This window comes from Streptomyces deccanensis (assembly GCF_022385335.1).
Lineage (GTDB): Bacteria > Actinomycetota > Actinomycetes > Streptomycetales > Streptomycetaceae > Streptomyces > Streptomyces deccanensis.
Genome location: NZ_CP092431.1, coordinates 9,783,800 through 9,807,868, shown reverse-complemented (window position 1 = coordinate 9,807,868; position 24,069 = coordinate 9,783,800). Strand labels below are relative to the sequence as shown.

Annotated in this window: 20 protein-coding genes; 8 read left to right on the top strand and 12 right to left on the bottom strand. The window is 71.1% G+C overall.

All coding sequences use genetic code 11. The annotated features are described in order from the left end of the window. Positions 1–62 precede the first annotated feature (62 nt). From L3078_RS43110 to L3078_RS43100, 3 genes are all read right to left on the bottom strand, one after another. Positions 63–1,049 carry a pirin family protein gene (locus L3078_RS43110; protein ID WP_239759899.1) on the bottom strand — a complete coding sequence of 329 codons (987 nt, stop codon included), beginning with the start codon at positions 1,047–1,049 and terminating at the stop codon, positions 63–65. Between the two features lie 238 nt (positions 1,050–1,287). After that, a complete protein-coding gene (locus L3078_RS43105) occupies positions 1,288–1,755 on the bottom strand; it encodes a MarR family winged helix-turn-helix transcriptional regulator (RefSeq protein ID WP_239759898.1) in 468 nt (155 codons plus the stop codon). A 72-nt stretch (positions 1,756–1,827) separates the two neighbouring features. Further along, complete coding sequence (locus L3078_RS43100) at positions 1,828–2,778, bottom strand: NmrA/HSCARG family protein (RefSeq protein ID WP_239759897.1); 951 nt, start codon at positions 2,776–2,778, stop codon at positions 1,828–1,830. Between the two features lie 167 nt (positions 2,779–2,945). Here L3078_RS43100 and L3078_RS43095 point away from each other — a divergent pair, with 167 nt between their 5' ends. Together L3078_RS43095 and L3078_RS43090 are read left to right on the top strand one after the other, a co-directional pair. After that, positions 2,946–3,227: a hypothetical protein gene (locus tag L3078_RS43095; RefSeq protein ID WP_239759896.1), complete on the top strand. Its 282-nt coding sequence runs from the start codon at positions 2,946–2,948 to the stop codon at positions 3,225–3,227. Beyond that, positions 3,217–4,350 carry an NAD(P)-binding domain-containing protein gene (locus L3078_RS43090; protein ID WP_239759895.1) on the top strand — a complete coding sequence of 378 codons (1,134 nt, stop codon included), beginning with the start codon at positions 3,217–3,219 and terminating at the stop codon, positions 4,348–4,350. The genes L3078_RS43095 and L3078_RS43090 overlap by 11 nt, the downstream gene beginning before the upstream one ends. 29 nt (positions 4,351–4,379) lie before the next feature. On the opposite strand, the gene L3078_RS43085 is transcribed toward L3078_RS43090, so the two are convergent. After that, complete coding sequence (locus tag L3078_RS43085; RefSeq protein ID WP_239759894.1) at positions 4,380–5,504, bottom strand: FAD-dependent oxidoreductase; 1,125 nt, start codon at positions 5,502–5,504, stop codon at positions 4,380–4,382. Between the two features lie 53 nt (positions 5,505–5,557). Between L3078_RS43085 and L3078_RS43080 the strand changes: the two genes are divergently transcribed. Further along, positions 5,558–6,250 carry a TetR/AcrR family transcriptional regulator gene (locus L3078_RS43080; RefSeq protein ID WP_239759893.1) on the top strand — a complete coding sequence of 231 codons (693 nt, stop codon included), beginning with the start codon at positions 5,558–5,560 and terminating at the stop codon, positions 6,248–6,250. Positions 6,251–6,269: 19 nt separating this feature from the next. Here L3078_RS43080 and hppD read toward each other — a convergent pair whose 3' ends face one another. Beyond that, on the bottom strand, positions 6,270–7,475 hold the full coding sequence (hppD, locus tag L3078_RS43075; RefSeq protein ID WP_239759888.1) for a 4-hydroxyphenylpyruvate dioxygenase: 1,206 nt from the start codon (positions 7,473–7,475) through the stop codon (positions 6,270–6,272). 125 nt (positions 7,476–7,600) lie between these two features. Next, complete coding sequence (locus L3078_RS43070) at positions 7,601–8,269, bottom strand: IclR family transcriptional regulator (RefSeq protein WP_239759887.1); 669 nt, start codon at positions 8,267–8,269, stop codon at positions 7,601–7,603. A gap of 251 nt (positions 8,270–8,520) precedes the next feature. On the opposite strand from L3078_RS43070, the gene katG reads away from it, so the two are divergent. Beyond that, a complete protein-coding gene (gene katG / locus L3078_RS43065) occupies positions 8,521–10,710 on the top strand; it encodes a catalase/peroxidase HPI (protein WP_239759886.1) in 2,190 nt (729 codons plus the stop codon). A gap of 54 nt (positions 10,711–10,764) precedes the next feature. Here the strand turns inward: katG and L3078_RS43060 are convergent, their stop codons facing one another. After that, a complete protein-coding gene (locus L3078_RS43060; protein ID WP_239759885.1) occupies positions 10,765–11,157 on the bottom strand; it encodes a VOC family protein in 393 nt (130 codons plus the stop codon). Between the two features lie 262 nt (positions 11,158–11,419). Here L3078_RS43060 and L3078_RS43055 point away from each other — a divergent pair, with 262 nt between their 5' ends. Further along, positions 11,420–12,289, top strand: a complete 870-nt coding sequence (locus L3078_RS43055; protein ID WP_239759884.1) for a hypothetical protein — start codon at positions 11,420–11,422, stop codon at positions 12,287–12,289. Positions 12,290–12,362: 73 nt separating this feature from the next. On the opposite strand, the gene pntB is transcribed toward L3078_RS43055, so the two are convergent. Both pntB and L3078_RS43045 read right to left on the bottom strand, forming a co-directional pair. Continuing rightward, positions 12,363–13,796 carry a Re/Si-specific NAD(P)(+) transhydrogenase subunit beta gene (gene pntB, locus L3078_RS43050; RefSeq protein WP_239759882.1) on the bottom strand — a complete coding sequence of 478 codons (1,434 nt, stop codon included), beginning with the start codon at positions 13,794–13,796 and terminating at the stop codon, positions 12,363–12,365. A 6-nt stretch (positions 13,797–13,802) separates the two neighbouring features. Continuing rightward, positions 13,803–15,386, bottom strand: a complete 1,584-nt coding sequence (locus L3078_RS43045) for a Re/Si-specific NAD(P)(+) transhydrogenase subunit alpha (RefSeq protein ID WP_239759880.1) — start codon at positions 15,384–15,386, stop codon at positions 13,803–13,805. 505 nt (positions 15,387–15,891) lie between these two features. On the opposite strand from L3078_RS43045, the gene L3078_RS43040 reads away from it, so the two are divergent. Then, complete coding sequence (locus tag L3078_RS43040) at positions 15,892–16,917, top strand: 6-phosphofructokinase (RefSeq protein ID WP_033527731.1); 1,026 nt, start codon at positions 15,892–15,894, stop codon at positions 16,915–16,917. A gap of 48 nt (positions 16,918–16,965) precedes the next feature. Here L3078_RS43040 and L3078_RS43035 read toward each other — a convergent pair whose 3' ends face one another. The 3 genes from L3078_RS43035 to L3078_RS43025 all read right to left on the bottom strand — a co-directional run bounded on the left by L3078_RS43035 (position 16,966) and on the right by L3078_RS43025 (position 21,699). Further along, complete coding sequence (locus L3078_RS43035) at positions 16,966–18,942, bottom strand: CapA family protein (RefSeq protein ID WP_239759879.1); 1,977 nt, start codon at positions 18,940–18,942, stop codon at positions 16,966–16,968. Positions 18,943–19,184: 242 nt separating this feature from the next. After that, positions 19,185–20,837, bottom strand: coding sequence for a bifunctional aminoglycoside phosphotransferase/ATP-binding protein (locus L3078_RS43030; protein ID WP_239759877.1), 1,653 nt, complete (start codon positions 20,835–20,837; stop codon positions 19,185–19,187). Next, complete coding sequence (locus L3078_RS43025; protein ID WP_239759875.1) at positions 20,830–21,699, bottom strand: universal stress protein; 870 nt, start codon at positions 21,697–21,699, stop codon at positions 20,830–20,832. Before L3078_RS43025 ends, L3078_RS43030 begins: the two co-directional genes overlap by 8 nt. 343 nt (positions 21,700–22,042) lie before the next feature. Here L3078_RS43025 and L3078_RS43020 point away from each other — a divergent pair, with 343 nt between their 5' ends. Both L3078_RS43020 and L3078_RS43015 read left to right on the top strand, forming a co-directional pair. After that, positions 22,043–22,648 (top strand): Rv1733c family protein, encoded by a 606-nt coding sequence (locus tag L3078_RS43020; protein ID WP_239759873.1) that lies wholly within the window; start codon positions 22,043–22,045, stop codon positions 22,646–22,648. Positions 22,649–22,705: 57 nt separating this feature from the next. Continuing rightward, entirely contained in the window at positions 22,706–24,061 is a 1,356-nt protein-coding gene (locus L3078_RS43015) for a nicotinate phosphoribosyltransferase (protein WP_239759871.1), read from the top strand. The last annotated feature ends 8 nt before the right edge of the window (positions 24,062–24,069 follow it).

Below are 24,069 nucleotides of genomic sequence, written 5' to 3'. Positions count from 1 at the left end.
CCCGGTTATTCCAGAGGGACAAGCACCCGTCGCGCCCGGCCACGTGCGGGCGGACCGGAAGGTCAGCGGCGCGCCGGGTTCCCGCGCGGCGCGATGACCGCGTTCGGCAGGGCAGGGGCCGGAAGACGGCGTCCGGCATGGCCCTCGACCTCGCCGAAGCGGTCGGAGCCCGCCTGCCACTCCTCCCGGGCGCGGACGATGTCGGCGTGGCTGCGGCCGATGAAGTTCCACCACATGACGATCTCCTCCTCGAAGGGAGGGCCGCCGAGGAGGACCGTGCGCGCGGGGGCGTCCGACTCGTTCACCACGGTCAGGGTGTCCGCGCCGCAGGGAACGTAACCGAGTTCGGCGGGGCGCAGCACGGTGTCGACCAGACGGACGTCCCCGCTGTCCACGAGCAGTCCGTGCTCGAAGGCGGGGTCCACCGCGAGGGTGACCGTCGCCCGCGGTTCGAGGGTGATCTCGGCGCCGAGCAGCGGTGTGAAGGTTCGCACCGGTGACGTGCTGCCGGCGAGCGAGCCGAGGAAGACCTTGAGCTCGGCGCCGTCGACCCGCACGGGGGCGGGCACGTGGTGCTGGAAGTCGCGAGCGGCGTCGCGGTGCTCCTCGGGCAACGCCACCCACAGCTGGACGCCATGGATGACGGTGGTGTTCGGGGTGGAGACCTCCGAGTGGGCGATGCCGTGACCTCCGGTCATGAGGTTCAGCTCACCGGGCCGGACCAGGGCGTGCGTGCCGAGGGTGTCGCGGTGTTCGATCTCGCCGCTGAACAGCCAGCTCGCCGTCTGCAGACCGGTGTGCGGATGCGGTGGTACGTCCATACCCGTGACACCCGCGTCGACGGGACCGTAGTGGTCGGCGAAGCACCAGGCCCCGATCAGGGTGCGGGCGCGTTGCGGCAGTGTCCGGCGTACGCGCAGGGCGCGCGGCCCGCCCAAGGGCACGTCACGCGCCGACAGCACCTCGACCCGGGGTTCCTCGGCCGAGCGGTCGCCGCCGACGGGTGACCCGCATGCCAGTGCCGCGGGTTCCACTTCCACGTTGCTCACCGAGCGCCCCTTCCCCACACTTCAGTTGTCACATCAACAATCATGCCACGAGCGCCGACCGGTGACTACAGCGCGGCGGGTAGACACACCAACGGCGGCGAGGGCGGGCCGCCGCGAACCTCGTTGATGAGTCATCCATGCCGGCGGCTGCCGTCGGCCTGGTCATCGGGCTCTTCGGCTGCCGCTCGGCATCACGGCCGCCCTGGGTCCGATACGCAAGGCGAGGCCGGCCCCCAGGTCAGGCCCGGTCCTCGTCCAGTTTGCCGATGACGCGCTCGGAGATCTCGGCCAGGACGCGCAGCTCGGCCGGCGTGACATGGTCGATGAACAGCTCACGCACCGCCTGGACATGGCGCGGGGCGGCCGCTTCGATGGCCGTTCGGCCGACGTCCGTGATCACCACGTACGCCCCGCGCCCGTCCTCGGCGCACTCCTCCCGCACCACCATGCCGCGCCCGGCCATCCGCGCGATGTGGTGGGACATCCGGCTCTTCTCCCACTCCAGCGCCCGCGCCAGGTCCTGGTAGCGCTGCCGCCCCTCCGGCGAGTCCGTCAGATGGACGAGCACCGCGAAGTCCGCGGCCGACACATTGGACTCCGACTGCAGCATGCGCCCCAGGCGCCCGCCGAGCCGCTCATGCAAGCGGACGAAGCCACGCCACGCGCGCTGCTCCTCCGACGTCAGCCATCGCACTGTCTCTCCCATGAGGAGAGTGTAAGCGTAGTTGACAGTTCACCAAATGTCTGGACTGGCGCCCGGATGGACGGGGACGCCGGGTCAGTCCACCGGGATGTCGGCGGCGTTCTCGGCCAGCCAGGTGTCGAAGCTCTTGAGCCCGGGGTGGATCCGCCGGATTTCGTCCAGGTCACGCGCGCCGGTGAACTCCCGGTCGAAGTCGCCGTAGTACTGGAACATGTTGGCGATCTCGTCGCCCGCCGGCACTCCGAGGGAGCGGAAGACGTCGTAGGGCACCGACTGGAAGCGTACCGGCTCACCGATGGCCGCCCCGATCTTCTCCGCGTACTGCGCACCGGTCAGGTGGTCGCCCGCCAGCCCGACGGTGCGGCCGATGAAGCGCTCGCCGTTCTTGAGGATGGCGAGCGCCGTGCGGCCGATGTCGTTCACGTCGACGCCGGACAGCAGTTTGCCGTCCTCGAAGGGCAGCGTCAGCGTCAGCACGCCGTCCTCGCCCCGCTTGGGACCCATCATCGACAGGAAGCCCTGGAAGAAGAACGTCGTATTCAGGAAGGTGGTCGGCACCCCGGCCCGGCGGAACAGCTCGTTGGCCTCGCCCTTGGCGTCGAAGTGCGGCACGTTGTACTTCTCCTGGAGCACGGGCATTCGCTCGTCCTCCAGCGGCAGCAGCTCGCGGGTGTCCTCCAGCGTCGACCACACGACGTGCCGCAGACCGGCGGCCTCGGCCGCCCGGACGAGGACCTCGACCTCCTCGGTCTCCTTGGCGGCCGAGCCGTGCGCCCAGAAGTTGGTGACCAGGAAGGCCCCGTACGCGCCCTCGAACGCCGCGTGCACGGACGGCTCGTCGTAGAAGTCCGCCCGTACGACCTCCGCGCCGAGCTCGACCAGTTCCTTGGCGGCGGGCGAGTCCGGGTTCCGGGTCAGCGCGCGCACGGTGAAGCCGGCGTCCGGATCGGCCAGGATCGCCCGTACGGCACCGCCACCCTGCGCACCCGTGGCTCCGGCGACCGCGATGACCTTCTTGTCACTCATGCCAGCTACCCCTGTCCGGGAGAGAATCCGTTGATGCATCAACCAAAGCAGAGCATGGTTGGCGCGTCAACCGAAACCGAGCGGCGCGGGCCCTGCCGGAATAGATGACGCATCTTCTTGTTCATCCCACATACGGTTCGAGATCCTGGGCGACCTAGGAGTTCACGATGCAGTTCGGCATTTCAGCTCGCCCCGGTCCTCCTCAAGTCGTTCGCCGACCTGATCGACAACGACCTGCTGATCGCCAGACCCTGTCCGTCCTGGTGCTCAGCGGAGCCGGGCGGCAGATCGCCGACGACAACTGGGGCGGGTACGCGCACCAGTTCGGCGGCAACGCGACACGCGCGCAACAATCCTCGGAGGACGTCGGCTTCGACACCGACCTCATGCGCCTCGCCACGGGGGGCACTACTGATCCGCGAGAGGGTGAACGCGCCGATGCACACTGACGGAGGGCGGGCGACGGTCGTGGTCATAGGGGGTGGGCAGTCCGGCCTCTCGGCTGGCTACCACCTCAAGCGGCGCGGCTTCACCAGCGCCCTGACCGACCCGGGCGGCGAGCGGACCTTCGTGGTCCTCGACGCCGAACCGGCGGCCGGCGGGGCGTGGCGGCACCGCTGGGAGTCCCTGCGGATGAACACCGTGAACGGCATCTTCGACCTGCCCGACTTCCCGCAGCCGCCGGTGGACCCCGACGAACCCAGCCGTACGGCCGTGCCGCGCTACTTCGCCGCCTTCGAGCAGGCGACCGACCTGCCGATCCAGCGACCGGTGACGGTGGGCGCCGTACGGCCGCTGGACGACCGCCCCGACGGTGACCTGGCGGTGGAAACGAGCGCGGGGACCTGGATCGCACGGGCGGTCATCAACGCCACCGGCACCTGGACCAACCCCGTCCGTCCGCACTACCCGGGACAGGAGAGCTTCACCGGCCTCCAGCTCCACACCCACGACTACGTCTCCGCCGACCGGTTCGCGGGACTCCGGGTCGCCGTCGTCGGCGGAGGCATCTCGGCGCTCCAGCAACTGGAGGAGATCTCCCGCGTGGCCACCACGTACTGGTACACGCGGCGTGAACCCGTCTTCCTGGAGGGCGGGTTCAACCCCGAGGTCGAAGGCCGCCAGATCATCGCCAAGGTCGCCGCCGACGTGGCGGCGGGCCGGCCCACCGGGAGCGTCGTCTCCTACACCGGCCTGGGCTGGACCCCGTACGCCCTCGCGGCGAAGGAGCGCGGGGTTCTCGTACGTCGTCCCATGTTCACCGCGATCGAACCCGGCGGCGTGCGCGAGGCGGACGGCTCCTTCACGACCGTCGACGCCATCCTGTGGGCCACGGGCTTCAAGGCCGCGCTGGCCCACCTGGACCCTCTGCGGCTGCGCAACGAACGCGGCGGGATCACCATGCAAGGCACCCAGGTGGCCGGCGAACCACGCGTGCACCTGGTCGGCTTCGGACCGTCCCAGTCCACCGTGGGCTCCAACCGCGCGGGCCGCCAGGCGGTCACCAGCCTGCTCCGGCAGTGGGAGGGCCCGCGAGGAGGACCGGGGCGGCTCGTGGCGGTGGCGGACTGAGGGCCGCGTCTGGAGGGCTCATCCGGCGCTCAGGACGCCTGGACCTCGTCGAAGAGGGCGAGGGCCTGGGCGGGGTCCGGGCTCACCAGGCGTTCCAGACCTGCCGTCGTGATCTTCGCCCACGTGGTGGCCCGCGCCCACATCCGCTCCTCGAAGGCGCGGACTGTTTCGTCCAGATCTCCCGGGCCGGAAGCGGCGGCGATGGCCTCTGCGAGTTCGGCGCCCTCCAGCATCGCGAGGTTGGCGCCCGCCCCCAGTGGGGGCATCAGATGCGCGGCGTCGCCCAGGAGCGTCACCCCGGGGACATGGGTCCAGGTGTGGGAGACGGGCAGGGTGTACAGGGGGCGGTGGACGAAGGCGGTGCCGTGCCGGAGGAGGTCGAGAACGGGATCGGCCCAGCCGTCGAACAGGGCCAGCAGGTCCGACCGTACGGCCTCGACGTCGGCCGGGTCCGGCTGCGCGTGCCGGTCCAGCGGGGCGCGGAACTGGGCGTACACCTTGACGTGGCCGCCGCTGTTGCGCTGGGCGACGAGGGCTCGGTTCGCACCGTGGACAGCGAGGGAACCGTCGCCGATCAACCGGGCGAGGCCGGGGTGGCGGGTGTCGACGTCGTCCAGGGAGGTCTCGACCGTGGTGACGCCGGTGTAGTGCGGTGTCACGGACGAGAGGGCCGGGCGGACCCGGGACCAGGCACCGTCCGCGCCGACCACGAGGTCGAACGTCTCCTGCCGCCCGTCCTCGAAAGAGACCACGGCGCCGTCACCGGTCCCCGCGGCCACGTGCGTCACACCCCGCCCCCACCGGACGTCGAGGGGGCCGAGCAGCAGGTCACGCAGTTGCCCGCGGTCGATCTCGGGGTTGGCGCGGTCGTCCGGGCGGGGCCGCCAGTCACGCAGCACGGTCCCCGCCGGGTCCAGGATGCGCATGGCCTGCCCCTCGGGGCGAGACAGCGCCTGGAACTCCGCCAGCAACCCGGCCCTGTCCAGGGCGAGTTGGCCCAGCCCTGCATGCAGGTCCAGTGTGCCGCCCGGCGGGCGGGCGTCGGGACCGGGATCGCGTTCGAAGAGGGCGACGGGATGATCATGGCGATGGAGGACGCGGGCGAGGGTCAGGCCGGCGGGACCGCTTCCGACCACGGCGATGCGATGTCTCATGCCGATACACTGTATTTACACGATGCAACGTATCGCAACAGTACGATGTGGCCATGACTGTGTGGGACCGACCGGAGCCGCCGAGCCGCCCCGTGCCGCTCGACCGTGAGCGGATCGTCGCCGCCGCCGTCGCGCTGGCCGACGAGGGCGGGCTGGAGGCGGTGTCGTTGCGCAAGGTCGCCGGCCGGTTGGGCGCCGGTCCGATGCGGCTGTACGGGTTCATCTCCACCAAGGAGGAGCTGTTCGACCTCATGGTGGACGAGGTCCACGCCGAGATCCTCCCCGAGGAGCAGCCCGGCGACTGGCGGGAGGCGCTGAGCGTCCTCGCTCACCGCACCCGGCGGACCGCGCTGCGCCACGAATGGCTGGCCGACCTGCTCGGCGGCCGCCCGGCCCTGGGCCCGAACAGCCTCGCCGTGACCGAGGCCACGCTGGCCCCCCTCGACGGCCTCGCCGACATCGACACCGTCCTGCGCGCCGTGGAGACGGTCAGCGCCTACTTCACCGGCGCGATCAGGCGCGAGGTGGCGAACCTGCGGGCCGAGCGCGCCACCGGCCTGTCCGACCTCGACTGGCAGCGCGCCTCCGGCCCGCACGTGACGAAAATGCTGGCCACGGGCCGGTTCCCGGCCCTGGCCAAGGCCGTGTACGACGGCACGGACGTGGACGCCGAGACCTCGTTCGCGACCGGCCTCGACTGGGTCCTCGACGCCGTGGCCACCAAGCTCACCGGGCCCCCGGCGTGACGCCCGGCGCTCCGCTCCGCTAGAAGTTGCCGCGCTTCTCCTGCTCGCGCTCGATCGCCTCGAACAGGGCCTGGAAGTTGCCCTTGCCGAAGCCGAGGGAGCCGTGCCGTTCGATGAACTCGAAGAACACGGTGGGCCGGTCACCGATCGGCTTGGTGAAGATCTGCAGCAGGTAGCCGTCCTCGTCGCGGTCGACGAGGATGCCGCGCGAGGCCAACTCCTCGATGGGCACGCGGACATGGCCGATGCGGGCGCGCAGTGCCGGGTCGGTGTAGTAGCTCTCCGGCGTGGCGAGGAACTCGATGCCCTTGGCCCGCAGCACGTCGACGGTCCGGATGATGTCGTTGGTGGCCAGGGCGAGGTGCTGGGCGCCGGGGCCTCGGTAGAAGTCGAGGTACTCGTCGATCTGGGAGCGCTTCTTCGCGATCGCCGGCTCGTTGAGCGGGAACTTCACCCGGTGGTTCCCGCTGGCGACGACCTTGCTCATCAGCGCCGAGTACTCGGTGGCGATGTCGTCGCCGATGAACTCGGCCATGTTGGTGAAGCCCATGACACGGTTGTAGAAGTCGACCCACTCGTCCATGTGCCCGAGTTCCACGTTGCCCACGACATGGTCGAGCGCCTGGAAGACCCGCTTGGGTTCGCCATCGGGCTTCACGTAGCCGGAGGTGCGGGCGACGTATCCGGGCAGGTAGGGGCCGGTGTAGCGGGAGCGGTCCACCAGGGTGTGGCGGGTCTCGCCGTACGTGGCGATGGCCGCCGTGCGGACCGTGCCGTGCTCGTCGGAGCTGTCGTGCGGCTCCTCCAGCACCCTCGCGCCCTGCGCGCGGGCGTGCTCGACGCACCTGTCGACGTCGGGCACCTCCAGCGCGATGTCGATCACGCCGTCACCGTGGCGGCGGTGGTGGTCCAGCAGCGGGCTGTCGGGGTCGACGCCGCCCTTGAGCACGAACCGGACCGCTCCGGAGCGGAGCACGAACGCGTGGTGGTCGCGGTTGCCGGTCTCCGGGCCGGAGTAGGCGACCAGTTCCATCCCGAAGACCGTCTGGAAGTACAGCGCCGACTGCGTCGCGTTGCCCACCGCCCAGACCACCGCGTCCCACCCGGTCACCGGGAAGGGGTCGCCCTCGGCGTCGTACTCGACGAGCCCGACCAGCTGCTTGAGCTGCTGCAGGTCGAGCTCCGCAAGCCGTTCCTGGCTCGTGAGGGTCTGATCGATACTCATGCGTCATCCCTTTCGGTGTGCCTGCTGCCGGCGCGTGGCGGTAGGACACACCGGCTCCCCCGGCCTGCACAAGAGTCACCTTCCGAGCTGCTCAAGCTGCTCAGTTTGCCTCCCTTCCACGGGCTTCAGCTGGACAATCTGTCCAGTCGCGAGGCCGCGTCCCTCACCTGTGCGGCGACGGACCCGATGTCGAAGTCGTGCATGGCCACCACGCCGACCGAGGCACCCACCGCGCCGGGCATCTCGAACCCCACCGCGATCCCGGTGGCGCCCTGCTGCAACTGTCCCGAGGTGACGCTGTAGCCCGACTCCCTGGCGCGCACGACCTCCTCGGGCTCGTCGGGCAGGGGCGGCTGCGACGCGAGGATGGCGATGCCGTTGGCCCCGCGCTCCAGCGGATGCCGGACGCCGATGCGGTAGCCCACCTGGACCGGACCGTGCTGCACGGCCGGCTGCGCACCCGCCACCGGAACACACTCCCCCGCCCCGTGCGCCACCGTCAGGAAGGCGGAGGCGCCCGTGCTGTCGGCGAGTTCCTGCAGAACGGGCTGGGCCGCCAGGACCAACTGCTGCTGGAACCGCCCCGCCAGCGTCGCGGCACCGGCACCGAGCCGCACCCGCTTGCCCTGCCGGGACACCAGCGCGTGCTCCTCCAGCGTCCCCACGATCCGGTACGCGATGGCCCGGTCGATCCCCAACCGCGCAGCCAGGTCCGCCACCGTCAGACCGTCGGCCGCCAACGAGATCAGGTCCAGAGCCCGAAGCCCACGATCCAGGCCTTGCAGGGTGGCCATCAACACCTCCGAGAGAACCGACAGAGCTTCTTCGGGCGCCACGTTAGGGCACGTCGAACGCACAGGCGGTGCCCGGGATCCCGGGCGCTGAACAGGACGGCGGAAAGGAGGAAATTCCTCGCACGTCTGTCATGCGAGGGGTGCCCTGCGTGTTTCGTGGCGGTGCCGTCCGCGGTGCGCGACCATACGGACGCCGAGATCACCTTCATCGGCATGGTGCGCGAAAACACCGAGACAGAAAGTAGGACGACGTGTCCGGCAGCGAAAGCGAAAACCCGGCAATCGCCTCCCCCACCCCCACGCCGACTCGGCCCAGGACGAACCGGGACTGGTGGCCGAATCAGCTGGACCTTCAAATTCTCCACCAGCATTCGTCCCGCTCGAATCCCCTGGACGAGGACTTCGACTACGCGGCCGAGTTCGCGACCCTCGACGTCGACGCGCTGAAGCAGGACGTCTTCGAGGTGATGACGACGTCGCAGGAGTGGTGGCCCGCCGACTACGGCCACTACGGACCGCTCTTCATCCGGATGAGCTGGCACGCCGCGGGCACGTACCGCATCGCCGACGGCCGGGGCGGAGGCGGCAGCGGTGCCCAGCGCTTCGCCCCCCTCAACAGTTGGCCGGACAACGCGAGTCTCGACAAGGCGCGCCGTTTGCTGTGGCCGGTGAAGCAGAAGTACGGACAGAAAATCTCCTGGGCCGACCTTCTGGTTTTCGCCGGTAACTGCGCCATGGAATCGATGGGGTTCAGGACGTTCGGGTTCGGATTCGGGCGAGAGGACATCTGGGAACCCGAGGAGATTTTCTGGGGACCCGAGGACATCTGGCTCGGGGACGAGCGGTACAGCGGCGACAGGGAACTCGCCGCTCCCTTCGGTGCCGTGCAGATGGGCCTGATCTACGTCAATCCGGAGGGGCCGAACGGAAATCCGGACCCGCTGGCCGCCGCGCGGGACATTCGTGAGACGTTCGGGCGCATGGCGATGAACGACGAGGAGACGGTCGCACTCATCGTCGGCGGTCACACGTTCGGCAAGTGCCACGGCGCGGTCGATCCCGAGCACATCGGCCCCGAACCCGAGGCCGCGCCCGTCGAGCAGCAGGGTCTCGGCTGGCGGAACCGATACGGCACCGGCAAGGGCGCCGACACGCTCACCAGTGGCCTCGAAGGCGCGTGGACCTCCGCGCCGACCCGGTGGGACAACGGATACCTGGACAACCTGTTCGGGTACGAATGGGAGCTGACGACGAGCCCGGCGGGGGCCAAGCAGTGGACGCCCACGGACCCCGCGGCCCGGGGCACGGTGCCCGACGCCCATGATCCGTCGCGGAGTCACGCTCCCATGATGCTGACGACGGACCTCGCGCTGAAGGTGGATCCCGTCTACGGCCCGATCTCGAAGAGCTTCCACGAGAACCCGGAGAGGCTCGCGGACGCCTTCGCCAAGGCGTGGTACAAGCTGCTGCACCGTGACATGGGGCCCGTCGCGCGGTACCTCGGCCCGTGGGTCCCCGAGCCGCAGCTGTGGCAGGACCCCGTCCCCGAGGTCGATCACGAACTCGTCGGAGACGCGGACATCGCCGCCCTGAAGAGCGGGATCCTCGCCTCGGGACTGTCCGTCTCCCAACTGGTCGCCACCGCCTGGGCGTCCGCGGCGAGCTTCCGCGGCACCGACAAGCGGGGCGGGGCCAACGGGGCACGGATCCGGCTCGCGCCGCAACGGGACTGGGAGATCAACCAACTGCCCGAAGGCACGGAGGTGTTGGAGACGCTGGAGCGGATCCGGGAGGACTTCGCCCGCTCACAGACCGGCGGTACCAGGATCTCACTCGCCGATCTGATCGTCCTCGGCGGATGCGCGGCCGTCGAGCAGGCCGCGAGGGACGCCGGGCACCCTGTCACCGTCCCGTTCGCGCCGGGACGTACGGACGCCTCGCAGGAACAGACCGACGTGGAGGCGTTCGCCGTGCTCGAACCCAGGGCCGACGGGTTCCGGAACTACCTTCGGGCGGGAGAGAAGCTGTCGCCGGAGACGCTGCTGCTGGACCGCGCCAACCTGTTGACGCTGACGGCTCCCGAGATGACGGTGCTGATCGGCGGCATGCGCGTCCTCGACACGGGCTTCGGGCGGTCCCCGCACGGTGTCTTCACCCACCGGCCGCAGACGTTGACCAACGACTTCTTCGTCAACCTGCTGGACATGGGCACGGAGTGGAAGGCGTCCGCCTCGGACGAGAACGTGTTCGAGGGCCGGGACAGCGCCACGGGCCGACCCAAGTGGACCGCCACCGCGGTCGACCTGGTCTTCGGTTCCCACTCCCAGCTCCGAGCGCTGTCGGAGGTCTACGCGGCGCAGGACGCGGGCCACAAGTTCGTACGGGACTTCGTGGCTGCGTGGGACAAGGTGATGAACCTCGACCGGTTCGACCTGGCCTGAGCGGAGGTCCCGGGGGGCGGTGAGGCCCCCCGGGACGCCCTCGAGCTTCGTTCGTCAGTTCTCCTGGAGCACGGAGAGGACGTTCCCGGCGGGGTCGGTGAACCACGCGATCGCCGCGGGACCGCCGTCGCCGACCCGGACGACGCCCTTCTCGTCGTGGTCGAATTCCGGATAGCGCTCCAGGCTCACGCCGCGCCGCTCCAGTTCGTCGACGGCGGACTCGATGTCGTCGACGGGGAAGTTGAGCAGCGTGAACGTCGCGGGGGTGTGCGTCTCCTTCGGGTAGACGAAGACACGCGCGCCGCTGCCCAGCGTGAGGGTCAGCATCCGCATGTCGCCCTGCCCGCTCTCCTCCACCCGCAGACCGAGCGTCTCACCGTAGAACCGGCGGGCCTCGCCGAGGTCGTCGACCGCGAAGCCACTGAACGCCTGAGTCTGTCCGAACATGCCGTGTGTCTCCTTCACGCGTGGGCCGTCCCGAGAACGTCAGGGCACACCACGCCGGCCACGGTCACCGGCACGCCACGCGGTCGACGTCCGGATGGTCGCGCGCCCTTCACCCGCGCGAAGCGGACGGCCGACCACCGGCGGCGCACAAGGGCACCGGCCGTCCTTACGCAACACGAGTGAATCCGCTGACTTCCCCGGTAGGTTCGGGTGTGAGTTTCGTACGGTCTGTGTCGGGATCCGGCGGCCGTGGGGAGGGTGGATGCTGTTGTCCCTGGGACCGTCCGTCGGCTGCTTGGTGCTGACCCTCTCCCTGGTGCTCCGGGCCTGGGGCACGTGCGGGCGGGTGCGGACCCGTCTGCTCCTGGTGGCGGGTTCCGCGACCGCCGGAGGCGTCTACCGGGCCTCCCTCGTCGCGCTGTCGACCCCACCGCAACCGGCCCCGGACACACCGGGGTTGACCGGCCTGGCGGTGATCGTCGGGGTGACGGTCACGGTCGGGCTGGGGCTGGCCGGTCTGGTGGTGGCGGCCGATGCCGGTACGGGGTGGCAGGCGTGGCTGCGGCGGGTGCTCGACGGGGCCGTCATGGCGGGGGCCGTGTTCATGGCGGGGTGGGTTCTCCTGGGCAGATCCGGTGACGGCTGGCGGCCGGAGACGGGGATGCTCGGCGTCCTGTGGGCCTCGGAAGTCGTGTTCCTCGGTTTTCTGCTCGCCCTGCGACGTCTCGTCCGGAGCGACCAGCGGGCCACCCTGTGGACGGCGATCGTCGGGGTGTTCCTCCTGCTGATCGGCGACACTCTGCGCCTGTCGCGGGTCGGTTCACCCGGCGACGAGGCGCTGTCCTCCCTGGCCGACGTCTGCGGCACCGTGGGCCTGCTGATCCTCGCTGTCGGCCCCTGGGTGCCCGGCGGGGCCAGCGTCCTCGGAGCAGGCCGGCCGATGTTGCGGTCCGGCATGGAGGGCACCGCGGCGTTCATCCCGCTGACCGTCTGCACGGTGTCGGCGCTGGGTTACGCGCTGGCCCCGCTGGCCGACGACCCGGTACCGCTGTTGGTGGGCGGAGTGGCACTCCTGGGCCTCTGGGCCCGCCAGATCTGTCTGCCGAGCGGGACCACCGGCAAGGACGACTGAGCGGTACGGCGGTGCGGTGCCGTACCGGGTCCCGGACGACGTGCCGTCCGGGACCCGGAACGCACCCGGCGCTTCAGCGCGACGTGGTGGCCATTGCCTGGGTCGGTGTGTCGAGGGCGTCTAGGCCACGCAGGATGTCCTCGACCCGCTGCTTGGCGTCGCCGAAGAGCATCCGGGTGTTCTCACGGAAGAACAGCGGGTTCTGCACGCCCGCGTACCCGACGGCCATGGACCGCTTGAAGACGACCACCCGGCCCGCCTCCCACACGTGCAGCACCGGCATGCCGGCGATGGGGCTGGCCGGGTTGTCGATCGCGGCCGGGTTGACGGTGTCGTTGGCCCCGATGACCAGGACCACGGAGGTGGCGGGGAAGTCGTCGTTGATCTCGTCCATTTCGAGCACGATGTCGTAGGGCACGTTGGCCTCGGCCAGCAGCACGTTCATGTGGCCGGGCAGCCGGCCCGCGACCGGATGGATGCCGAAGCGCACCTCCACGCCCCGCTCACGCAGCCTGCGCGCCAGCTCGGCCACCGGGTACTGGGCCTGCGCGACCGCCATGCCGTAGCCGGGCGCGATGATCACCGAGGTGGCGTCCCGCAGCAGTGCGGCGGTCTCGTCGGCGTCGATCTCCTGGTGCTCGCCCTGCTCACCGTGCTCGCCGTCCTCGGCCGGGGTGCCGAAGCCGCCGGCGATCACCGAGAGGAAGGAGCGGTTCATCGCCTTGCACATGATGTAGGAGAGATAGGCGCCGGAGGAGCCGACCAGCGCGCCGGTGACGATGAGCAGGTCGTTGGCGAGCAGGAACCCCGAGGCCGCCGCGGCCCAGCCGGAGTAGCTGTTGAGCATGGAGACCACCACCGGCATGTCACCGCCGCCGATGGAGGCGACCAGATGTGCGCCCAGGGCGAGCGCGACCACGGTGACCGCGATGAGCAGGCCCATGCCGGGCCGGGCCACGAAGGCGATGGTGAGCCCGACGAAGGCGACGAGCGCGCCGACGTTGAGGATGTGTTTGCCGGGGAGCGTCAGGGGGCGGGAGTCGATGCGGGCCGCGAGTTTGAGGTAGGCGACGACGGAGCCGGTGAAGGTGACGGCGCCGATGAACACGCCGATGAACACCTCGGCGTGGTGGATGCCGAGCAGGGATCCGGTGAGTTCGGCGTCGACGTCGAGGTAGCCGTTCCAGCCGACGAACACGGCGGCGAGGCCGACGAGGCTGTGCATGATGGCGATCAGCTCGGGCATGCCGGTCATCTCCACGACCCGGGCGCGCCACAGTCCGATGCCCGCGCCGAGGGCGGTGGCGACGGCGATCAGGACGAGACCGGTGGCGGTGATGCTCCGGGAGGCGAGCCCGATGGTGGCGGCCAGGGCGATGACCATGCCCGTGATGCCCCAGACGACGCCTGAGCGGGACGTCCGGTGCTGCGAGAGCCCCGCGAGGCTGAGGATGAACAGCAGCGCGGCGACGACGTAGGCGGCCTGGGCGGCCGTGACGGTGGTCATCCCTGATCAACCCTTCGAGAACATGCCGAGCATGCGGCGCGTGACGGCGAATCCGCCGAAGATGTTGATGCTCGCCAGCAGGATCGCCGCGAACGACAGCACGGTCACCGCCGTGTTCCCGTGCCCGATCTGCAGCAGCGCTCCGACCACGACGATCCCGGAGATGGCGTTGGTGACCGACATCAGCGGCGTGTGCAGCGCGTGATGCACCTGACCGATGACGTAGAAGCCGATGACGATCGCCAGCACGAACACCGTGAAGTGGCCGATGAGTTCGCTCGGTGAGAACGCGGACACCAGGAACAGGGCGAGCGCTCCGGCGCCGACGAGGGCGTAGGAGGACCAGGCCGGGCGCGCCGACTTCGCCGCCTTCCCGGAGGAGGACGGCGTGACGGGGTTCCGGGCTCCGTCGGCGGCCGCGGCCGGTTCCTGGGCCGTGGCGGGCGCGGCCGACACCTGGACCGGGGGCGGGGGCCAGGTCTTCTCCCCGTCGCGGACCACGGTCATCGACCGCTGCACCACGTCATCGAAGTCGAGGACGAGCCGGCCGTCCTTGCCGGGGGTGAGCAGCGTCATCAGGTTGACGAGATTGGTGCCGTACAGCTGTGAGGCCTGGGCGGGAAGCCGGCCGGGCAGGTCCGTGTAGCCGATGATCGTCACGTCGTTGTCCGTGACGACGGCCTTGCCCGCGACGGTCCCCTCGACATTGCCGCCCTGCGCCGCCGCCATGTCGACGATCACACTGCCGGGCTTCATGCGCGCGACGTCGGCAGCCGTGATCAGCCTCGGTGCCGGACGGCCCGGGATGAGCGCGGTGGTGATGATGATGTCGACGTCGGCCGCCTGCTCGGCATACAGCCGCTCGGCCAGCCGGTTGTAGTCGTCCGAGGTGGCCCTGGCGTAGCCGTCCGTGCTGACCTCCTGCGCGGCGGAGACGGTGAGGAACTCGCCGCCCAGGGAACGGACCTGTTCGGCGACCTCGGGGCGGGGGTCGGTGGCGCGGACCACGGCGCCGAGACTGCGGGCCGCGCCGATCGCCGCCAGTCCGGCGACCCCGGCACCGGCCACCAGCACCTTGGCCGGCGGCACCTTCCCGGCGGCCGTCACCTGCCCGGTGAAGAAGCGTCCGAAGGCGTGCGCCGCCTCGACCACGGCCCGGTAGCCGGCGATGTTCGCCATCGAACTGAGTACGTCCAGCGACTGGGCCCGGGAGATGCGGGGCACGGCGTCCATGGCGAGCACGGTGATCGGCCGCCGGGCCAGTTCCTCGACCAGCTCAGGATTCAACGCCGGGCTGATCAGCGCGATCAGCGTGGCCCCGTCACGCAGGCGGCCGATCTCCTCGCCGGAGGGGCCGTTCACCTTGAGCACGACCTCCGCCGCCCAGGGGTCGCCGAGCCGGGCACCGGCCTCCTCGTAGGCGGTGTCGGAGAACCGGGACGACTCCCCCGCCCCCGGCTCGACCACCACGTCGTACCCGAGCGCGACGAGTCGGCCCACGGTCGTCGGGGTCGCCGCCACCCTGGTCTCACCCGCGGTGGACTCGGCCGGGACGCCGATGCTCTGGGGTTCGGGTTCCTCTTGGACCATCCTGTGTCTCTCTTCCCTGGGGTACCTGTTCCCGCTTGATGACCCATGCCCCATGAGTACGGGGTGGATACGGGACGGGCGCACTCAATCGCGCGTCCGATGCCGGGGTTGATGCCGCGCGGATGACGACGAGCAGTGCGCAGGACGGCTACTCAGCCAGGGCAGGGCGGGCCGACCCGGCACGACCGGAGGACACCGCCATGTGGTGAGGAGGGACCGCATGCCTGTCCTCGCGGGGTGAGCGGCCCCGAAAGGCTCCGGCCACAGGCCGACCGCCCTTCCGTGACGGACCGCCGGGGCGGGTCGCCGACGGGGCGGTCGTCGCCCATGCTGGAAGGGAGTCACGCGAGTGTGGGAGGTCGCGTCCGCGGAGGTGGGGTGCAGACCCGTCCCCCACCCCACCAGCCGGAAACCCGCTGGAGTGAGCCGGCTCCCGTCCCGGGCCGACCGCCTCCGCCGGCAACCGGGCGGGGTCGGCATGTGCGACAGAGAAGGGAGTGACGCCATGAAGGTCGGAGTGCTGACCGGTGGCGGCGACTGTCCCGGCCTCAACGCCGTGATCCGCAGCGTCGTCCGCAAGGGCGTTCAGGAGTACTCCTTCGACTTCGTCGGCCTGCGGGACGGCTGGCGCGGTGCGCTCCAGGACGACGTCGTACCGCTGGAAATCTCCGACGTACGAGGAATCCTCCCGCGCGGTGGCACCATCCTGGGGTCGTCCCGTACCAACCCGTTGAAGCACGAGGACGGGGTTCGGCGCATCCAGGACACCCTCGCCGCGCACGAGGTGGACGCGCTCGTCGTCATCGGCGGCGAGGACACCCTCGGCGCCGCCACGGAGCTGAGCCGTCAGGGGATCAACCTCGTCGGCGTCCCCAAGACCATCGACAACGACGTGGCCGGCACCGACTACACCTTCGGCTTCGACACGGCGGTCGGCATCGCGACGGAGGCCATCGATCGTCTCCACACCACCGCCGAGTCGCACATGCGGACCCTGGTGGTGGAGGTGATGGGGAGGCACTCCGGCTGGATCGCCCTGCACGCCGGTGTGGCGGGCGGTGCCAACGCGATCCTCGTCCCGGAGCGGCCGTTCGACATCGATGAGGTCTGTGAGTGGGTGAAGAGCCGGTTCAAGATCAGATACGCGCCGATCGTCGTCGCCGCCGAAGGGGCCATGCCCAAGGAGGGGCAGATGGTCCTCAAGGACCGGTCACTGGACGAGTACGGTCACGTACGGCTGTCCGGCATCGGCGAGTGGCTGGCCCAGGAGATCGAGGGACGTACCTCGACGGAGGCGCGTACCACCGTCCTCGGTCACATCCAGCGGGGAGGCACCCCGAGTGCCTTCGACCGCTGGCTCGCCACGCGTTTCGGGCTGCACGCGGTCGACGCGGTCAAGGACGGCGATTTCGGCACGATGACGGCCCTGCGCGGCACCGAGATCGTACGTGTTCCCCTCACCGAGGCCAGGAAGGGGACGAAGCTGGTGGATCCGTCGCTGTACGAGGAGTTCGAGGTGTTCTTCGGGTGATCCGCTGCCCTGTCGTCCACGTTCCGTCGCCCACGTCCCGCTCCCGCGTCACCCCGCGTGCGGTACGACCGCGACCGGGCACGGGGTGTGGTGCAGCACGGCGTGGGTCACCGGCCCCAGCCGGCCCTCGACAGCCTGCGGATCACTACGGCGGCCCACGACCAGCAGATCCGTCGCGTGGGCGGCGTTCAGCAGCGCCTGCGCCGGGTGCAGCAGGACGACATCGGTGCGGACGGTCACGCCCGGGTACCGGTCCCGCCACGGTCGCAGGCCGTCGGCCGCCCGCAGGACCTCCTGGTCCTCCCAGGTGGCTCGGTCCTCCTCGGTCACGAACAGCTTCTGCGGAGAGACGGACTCGGCCGGCAGAGCCCAGGCCTGCACCGCGTGCAGGTGAGCCTTTCGGGTCTCGGCGGACGTGAACGCGAAGTCCGCCACCTCGCCGACGGGACGATGGGAGTCGAACCCCACCACGACCTGCGCGCGGCGAACCGCTCCCTGCCCTGCCTCGAAGCCCCCGACCGGCCGCGGGGGCACCAGCACGACCGGGCAGACGGCTGCCGCGGCCGTACGAAGCGCCACCGAGCCGACCGCGAGGCCGTCGAAGCCGCCCGAGCCCCTCGTACCGACCACGAGGAGCGCGGCATCGTGGGCCGCCGCGAGGAGCGCCGCGGCCGGTGCCTCGGCGGTCTGCTCAGCCAGCACCTTCAACTCCGGACAACGGGCGCCCAGATCGGCGATCGCCCGCTGGAGCACCCGCTCGCCCACGCGGTGCAGCATGTCCGCAGCGGGGTCCGGGACGATCTTGTCCGGAAGCGACGGGGAGGCCTGCACGAGACGCAGGGGCACGCCGCGCAGGACGGCTTCCCGCGCGGCCCAGGCGACCGCGGCCATGCTGCGCTCGGATCCGTCGACACCCGCCAGCACAGGACGGCTCATCGCGTCCTCCTTCGCCCGCCGCGGCCGTACGCGGGCCCGTCCCGCGCCGTCTCCACCGCCTTCCACTGTTCCAGACCAACCCCCGGAGGGCCTGCCGGACCGGGCTGGACCATCTGTCCACCGGGGCCAGACGACGGTGGGACGGCCCTCCTGCGCGGTGACGCTTGTGCCCAGTTCGGCGCAGACGTCGGTGAGGCGGTCGATGATCCATACGCACTCGGCCTGGTCGGCGAGGCGGGTGTGGCAGCAGTCCAGGGCGATCGGAACGGCCTCGGTGCGCCGCACACCGCTCGTGTCGAGGGTGACGAGCCACAGCAGGCCCAGGTCGTTGCGGAGAGCCGGATGGACGGCGTAGTCGTCGACGAAGTCCCCCAGGTCGAAGAGGACCTGCCGGGTGAACCCGTGGAAGACGTGCGCGGAGTGGCCGAGGACCAGGTCGGCACCGGCGGCGGTGAGCGCGGTGGCGGCGCGGCGCACGTGGGGAACCGGGCGGGTGGTCATGTTCGGGCCCCAGTGGACGCTGACCAGGACCAGGTCGGCTTCGCCGTGCAGGGTGCGGATGGCGTCGGTGAGCCAGTCGGGCACCCCTTCGTTCCACAGGTCGGCGTGGGCCACCCCGGGCCGGTCGGTGGCCGCCGCGTACTCGGCGGGGTGGTCGGTGACCGCGAGGAGGCCGAGGCGCAGCCCTTCCGCCTCCATGATCAGCGGGGCGCGGGCCTCACCGGCCGTCGCTCCCGCCCCGGCCGTGCGGATGCCCGCCTGGCCCAGGAGGTCACGGGTGTCGAGGAGCGCGTCGGGGCCGTAGTCGAGGGCGTGGTTGTTGGCCAGGGACACAGCGTCCACGCCGAGATCGACCAGTACGTCGACGGCGCGGGGTGGGGCGCGGAAAAAGAACGCCTTGCCGGGCAGGTCCACGGGGGCGCCCCGGTCGGAGACGCAGCATTCGAGGTTGAGCAGGAACAGGTCCGCGTCGGCCACCGCCCGGCGCACCGCCGGCGTGAAGAGCGGACGCGGCTCGGGGCGGGCCAGTACCTCGGCGACCCCTCGGCCCAGCATGGTGTCTCCGGCCAGCGCGATGGTGACGGCCATGGCTCTCGTGCCTCCCGCAGCGCGCGTCGGCGTGACCCGTGAGCCGAACCCGGTGAGCCGAACCGGCCCGCGCCGACGTCCGTTCTCTGATTGTCGCGTCCGTGACGGGGCTCGGGGAGGGCCGGAAGGACCTGGCTGGGCACAGGCCGCCCGCGGTGCCGTTCACCGGGAGGCGCGGTCGATGCATAGGAGGGCTCGGTTCCCGTCTCCGGGGGGGGGACACAGCGCGCGGCGCCGACGCGTCAGTCCTGCTCCGGCTGCGCCACATAGGGACGGCGGAAGACCGGGGCCTGGTCCGTCCCCCAGGGGCGTACGGCGGCCAGTGCGTGGGAGACGGCGGATTCCAGTGGGCCGCTGGTGTCGACCGTGACGGCGTCGGGCCAGGGCGGTTCCCGGGCCGCGAGGGCGGTGGCGACGCCGAGGTCGGCGTCGGACGGCCCGGGGGAACGCGCGTTCAGGCGAGCCGCGGCGACCTCGTCCGGTGCCTGGCAGTGCAGGGCCACGAGATCGGAACAGGTGCGCTCGGCCACCCGCCGCGCCGCCGCGCGCAGTTCCGCGGTGGACCAGGTGGCGTCCAGGACCACGGGCTCCCCGCGCGACAGGAGGAGCGCCGCGCGGTCGAGGAGGGCGTCATAGGTCCGGGTCGTCCACTCCGCGGTGTACAGCCCCTCCCCGTACGCGGCCGCCGCGGGCCTGTCCGGCGGGATGCCCGCCAGTTCCTTGCGGAGGCGGTCACTGCTGAGGAGGGTGACGCCCAGCCGGTCCGCCAGGGCGCCGGAGAGCGTGGACTTCCCGCTGCCGGGCAACCCGCCGACGAGCGTCAGGCCGACGGCGGAGGTGCGCAGGTGGCGCAGGGTCGTCGAGATCAGCCGCCGTGCCGACGAGCGGGCCCCAGGCGCCCCCTGGTCCGCCTGGATGAGGGACACCTTGGCTCTGACGAACGCGCGATAGGCGACGTAGTGGTGCCACAGGGACGGCGGCGCGGGATCGGCGGAGTACTCGCCGTAGCGGGCGAGGAAGCGGGCCGCCGCTTCCGGAGCGCCGAGCTGTTCCAGGTCCATGGCGAGGAACGCGGCGTCGTCGAGCCCGTCCACGTAGCGGAGGTGGTCGTCGAACTCCAGGCAGTCCAGTACGCGGGGACCGTCGTCGAGGCAGAAGATGTCCTCGGCGAGCAGGTCGCCGTGGCCGTCCACCACCCGCCGTTGTTCGATGCGAGAGTCGAACAGCGCCTCACGTCCCCCGAGATACCGGCGCACCAGCCGCTCCGCCTCCGCCACACCCCCGGGCTCGGCACCGCCCCCGGGTTCGGCAACATCCTCGTGCTCGGCACCCTCGTCCGAAGCACGGGCCTCGACCGAAGCACGAGCCTCGACCGAAGGACCGTCCTCGGCCGAAGGACGGGCCTCCGCCGAAGCGCGAACGTCGGCCGAAGCGCGCACCTGCGCGAAGCTCGCCTCCCAGCGGGACGCCAGCGCGTCGCGGGTGCCCTGCTCGTCCACGTCGCGGCCGTGGGGCGCCGCCGCGTGCCAGGCGGCGAGACGCCGGGCCACGGCACGCAGGACCTCGTCGACGTCGGCGCCCGCGCGCACCAGCGCGGACAGGCGGCGCTCCGACGGCATACGGCGCATCACCACGAGAGGTTCGGGCGGCTCGTCCGCGGGGCCGACGACTTCGCCGACGCCCAGGTAGACATCCGGTGCGAAGCGGCGGTTGAGGGCCACTTCGCGTACGCAGGCCGCCCGACGGCCCGCCCGTTCGGTGTAGTCGAGAAAGCCCAGATCGACCGCCTTCTTGACCTTGTAGGCTCGATCACCCGCGAAGAAGACGATCGCGGTGTGGGTCTCGGCCACCGCCGCGCGCGGCGACCGCTCCCCGGGGACGCCGGGCTCAGTCATGAGGGACGACGGCGACGGGGCAGCGTGCGTGATGGATGGCCGCGTGGGCCACGTGATCCAGGTGGTGGTTCATGCCGTGCCGGTGCATCCGCCGCCCGACGACCAGCAACTCGGCACCCTCGGCGGCGTGTACGACGGCCTTGGCAGGGCTCGCGAGACGGATGCTGTCGTCCACCTCCACCTGCGGGTACTTCTCGCGCCAGGGCTTCAGCGCCTGGCTCAGCTCCTCTCGCGCCTCCCGTGTCAGCTCCTCGGTGACGTCGTGGTCCACGCCCCAGGGCAGGCGCGCGTGCAGCGGCACGCTGCGGCCGCGGACGGCGAGGAGGGGGACGTCGCGGGCCGCGGCGCTGTGGAACGCGAAGTCGAGCAGGTCCTCGCCGGATCCGTGCGGCTCCAGTGCCACGACGACCCGGCCGACCCGGGTGGGTGCCGGGTGGCCCTTGTCCTCCCCCGTGCGGACCAGGACCACGGGCCGCTCGGCCCGTGCGACGACCGGCAGGCTGACGTCGCCCATGAAATAGCTCTCGGCCGACCCCAGCCCCCGCGAACCGAGCACCAGCATCTCGGACTCCGAGGCGGCCCGGAGCAGAGCTTCCTGGGCGTCGTCCGCCATCAGGCTTCCGACGACGGTCAGACCCGGATGGCGTGCGCTCAGCTCTGCCTGCGCGGTGTGGACCAGGCGCTTCGCCCAGTAGTTCTGGTCGACCTCGGAAGGTGTGCGGACCGGTTCGGGTGCCAGCAGCGGCCACGCGTGCAGCAGCCGCAGGGTGAGCCTGCGCTTCTCGGCCTCCTCGGCGGCCCAGCGGGCCGCGGCGAGGCTCGCGGGTGAACCGTCCAGGCCCACGGTGACGACAGGTTCCATTGCGCGGCCTCCGTCTCGTACGAAGCTGGATACGCTGGTGGATGACGGCGAACACATCCGTTGCCCCCCTGGCCCGGACTTCGTCGACATGCCGAGCGGCTGCTGCGTTCCCTCCTTCGACAACTACCGCAATCCCCCCGGCCTCGCATGTGGACCAAGGGCCGGGCCGCGGACGGCTGGCCCCTCACGGCCGGACCCTTGAGCGGCCGAACTCTGACGGCCGGCCACTCAAGGCCGGAATACGCCAGAACAGGGACATTCGGCCCTATGGCTCGACCCCGTCGCCGTCCGACGCTGGGATCGACACCGGGGGAGCGACCAGCTTGCCGCTGGAGGCCGATCCATGACCGCACAAGGACCGCCGTGCACGCCGGGGCCGCCCTCCCCGCGCGACGAGAACCTGCCCAAGGGCGCGAACCCCCTGAGCCGTCCGTCCGACAGGTTCGAGTCGTGGCTGCGCCGTGTTCTGCTGGTCGTGCTCGTCCTCGGGCTTCCGGTGGCCGCGTACAGCGCGGGGACCACGGTGTACGCGTCGTCGATGGAGGCCGTGCGGGTGCAGACGGCGGAACGGCACGAGATCACCGCCCGGCTGGCGGAGGACCTCGATCCCGACAACGAAGCGACGAAGCAGCTCGCCCGGGTCCGCTGGGCCGATGAGGACGGCGATGTGCGCACCGGAAACGCCCTGGTCAAGGCGGGGACGGACAAAGGGGCGGCGGTGCGCGTGTGGCTGGACCGCGAAGGAAACCCCACCGCGCCGCCGATGAACTCGCTCAACGCGAAGGCCGGCGGCTGGCTGGCGGGCGGCATGGCGGCGTTCGGTGTGGCCTTCGGGTGCTACGCGGTCCGGTCGGGCACGCGCCTGCTGCTGGACCGGGGCAGGTACGCGCGGTGGGACGCCGAGTGGGACCGGGTGGAGCCGCTGTGGTCGGCACGCTTCCGTCGGTGAACGCACGCGACCGGTCGCGCACGGCGTGCGCGGCGCGGTCGGGAGGAGGCAGCGAGGATGTCGGACGCGACGACCACCGACCTGTACGAAGTCACGATGGCCATGTCCTACCTGCGGGAGGGGATGACCGCCCCGGCGACGTTCAGCCTCTTCGTCCGTGACCTTCCTCCGGAGCGCGGCTTCCTGGTCACGGCCGGACTGGAATCGGCACTGGACCAGCTGACCGGATTCCATGTGGGCCCCGAGGACGTCGACGCCTTCGCCGCCGCGTTGCACCGGCCACGCCGGGACCTGGAACCCCTGCTCGGACTGGAGTTCACCGGCCGGGTACGGGCGGTGCCTGAAGGGCGGGTCGTGTTCGCCGGTGAGCCCCTGCTGGAGGTGACGGCCTCCCTGCCCGAGGCACAACTGGTCGAGACGTACCTGCTGAATCAGCTCAGCCATCAGACGACCATCGCCTCCAAGGCCGCACGGTGCGTGCTCGCGGCGGCCGGCCGGCCGCTCGTGGACTTCTCGCTGCGCCGCACGCACGGCCCGCAGGCCGGGTTCCAGGCCGCCCGGCTCGGAGCGCTGGCCGGATTCGCCGGGACCAGCAACGTGGCGGCGGCCACGGCGCTCGGCATCCCCGCCGTCGGGACGATGGCCCACTCCTACGTGGAGGCGTTCGCCTCCGAGGAGGACGCCTTCCGCGCCTTCGTCCGCGCCCACCCCGGGCCGGTGACCCTGCTGGTGGACACCTACGACGCCGAGGAGGGCGTCCGGGTCGCGGCGCGTGTCCTGCGCGACCCGGACCTCACGGCCGGGGCGCCCGGCTGCGCCGTACGACTGGACAGCGGCGACCTCGGGGACCTCGCGGTACGGGCCCGGTCGATCCTCGACGACGCGGGCCTTTCGGGGGTGCGGATCGTCGTCAGTGGCGGTCTCGACGAGTACGCCGTCGACGAACTGGTGCGCTCCGGGGCGCCGATCGACACCTACGCCGTCGGCACGCGCGTCGGGGTGTCGGCGGACGCGCCGTATCTGGACTCCGCGTACAAAATGGTGGAGTACGACGGCCGCCCGGTGATGAAACTGTCGTCCGCCAAGGTGACGGCCCCCGGTGCCAAACAGGTGTTCCGCCGACGAGGCTGCGCCGATGTGCTCGGCCTCGCCGACGAACAGCCACCGGACCACGCCGTGGCGTTGCTGGAGACGGTGATGCGGAACGGGCGGCGCACGGGAAGGCCCGCCACACTCGACGAGTGCCGGGCGAGGTGCGCCGACGACATCGCGGCGCTGCCGTCGTCGGCCCGCCGGATCAGAGCGCCGGTCGCACCGCGTGCCGCGCCCTCGGAGCGGCTGACCGGACTCACCACACAGGTCCGGCACCGCGTCGAGACCAGGGTCGCGGCGCATCGGTCCGGGCCCGGATGAGGAGGAAC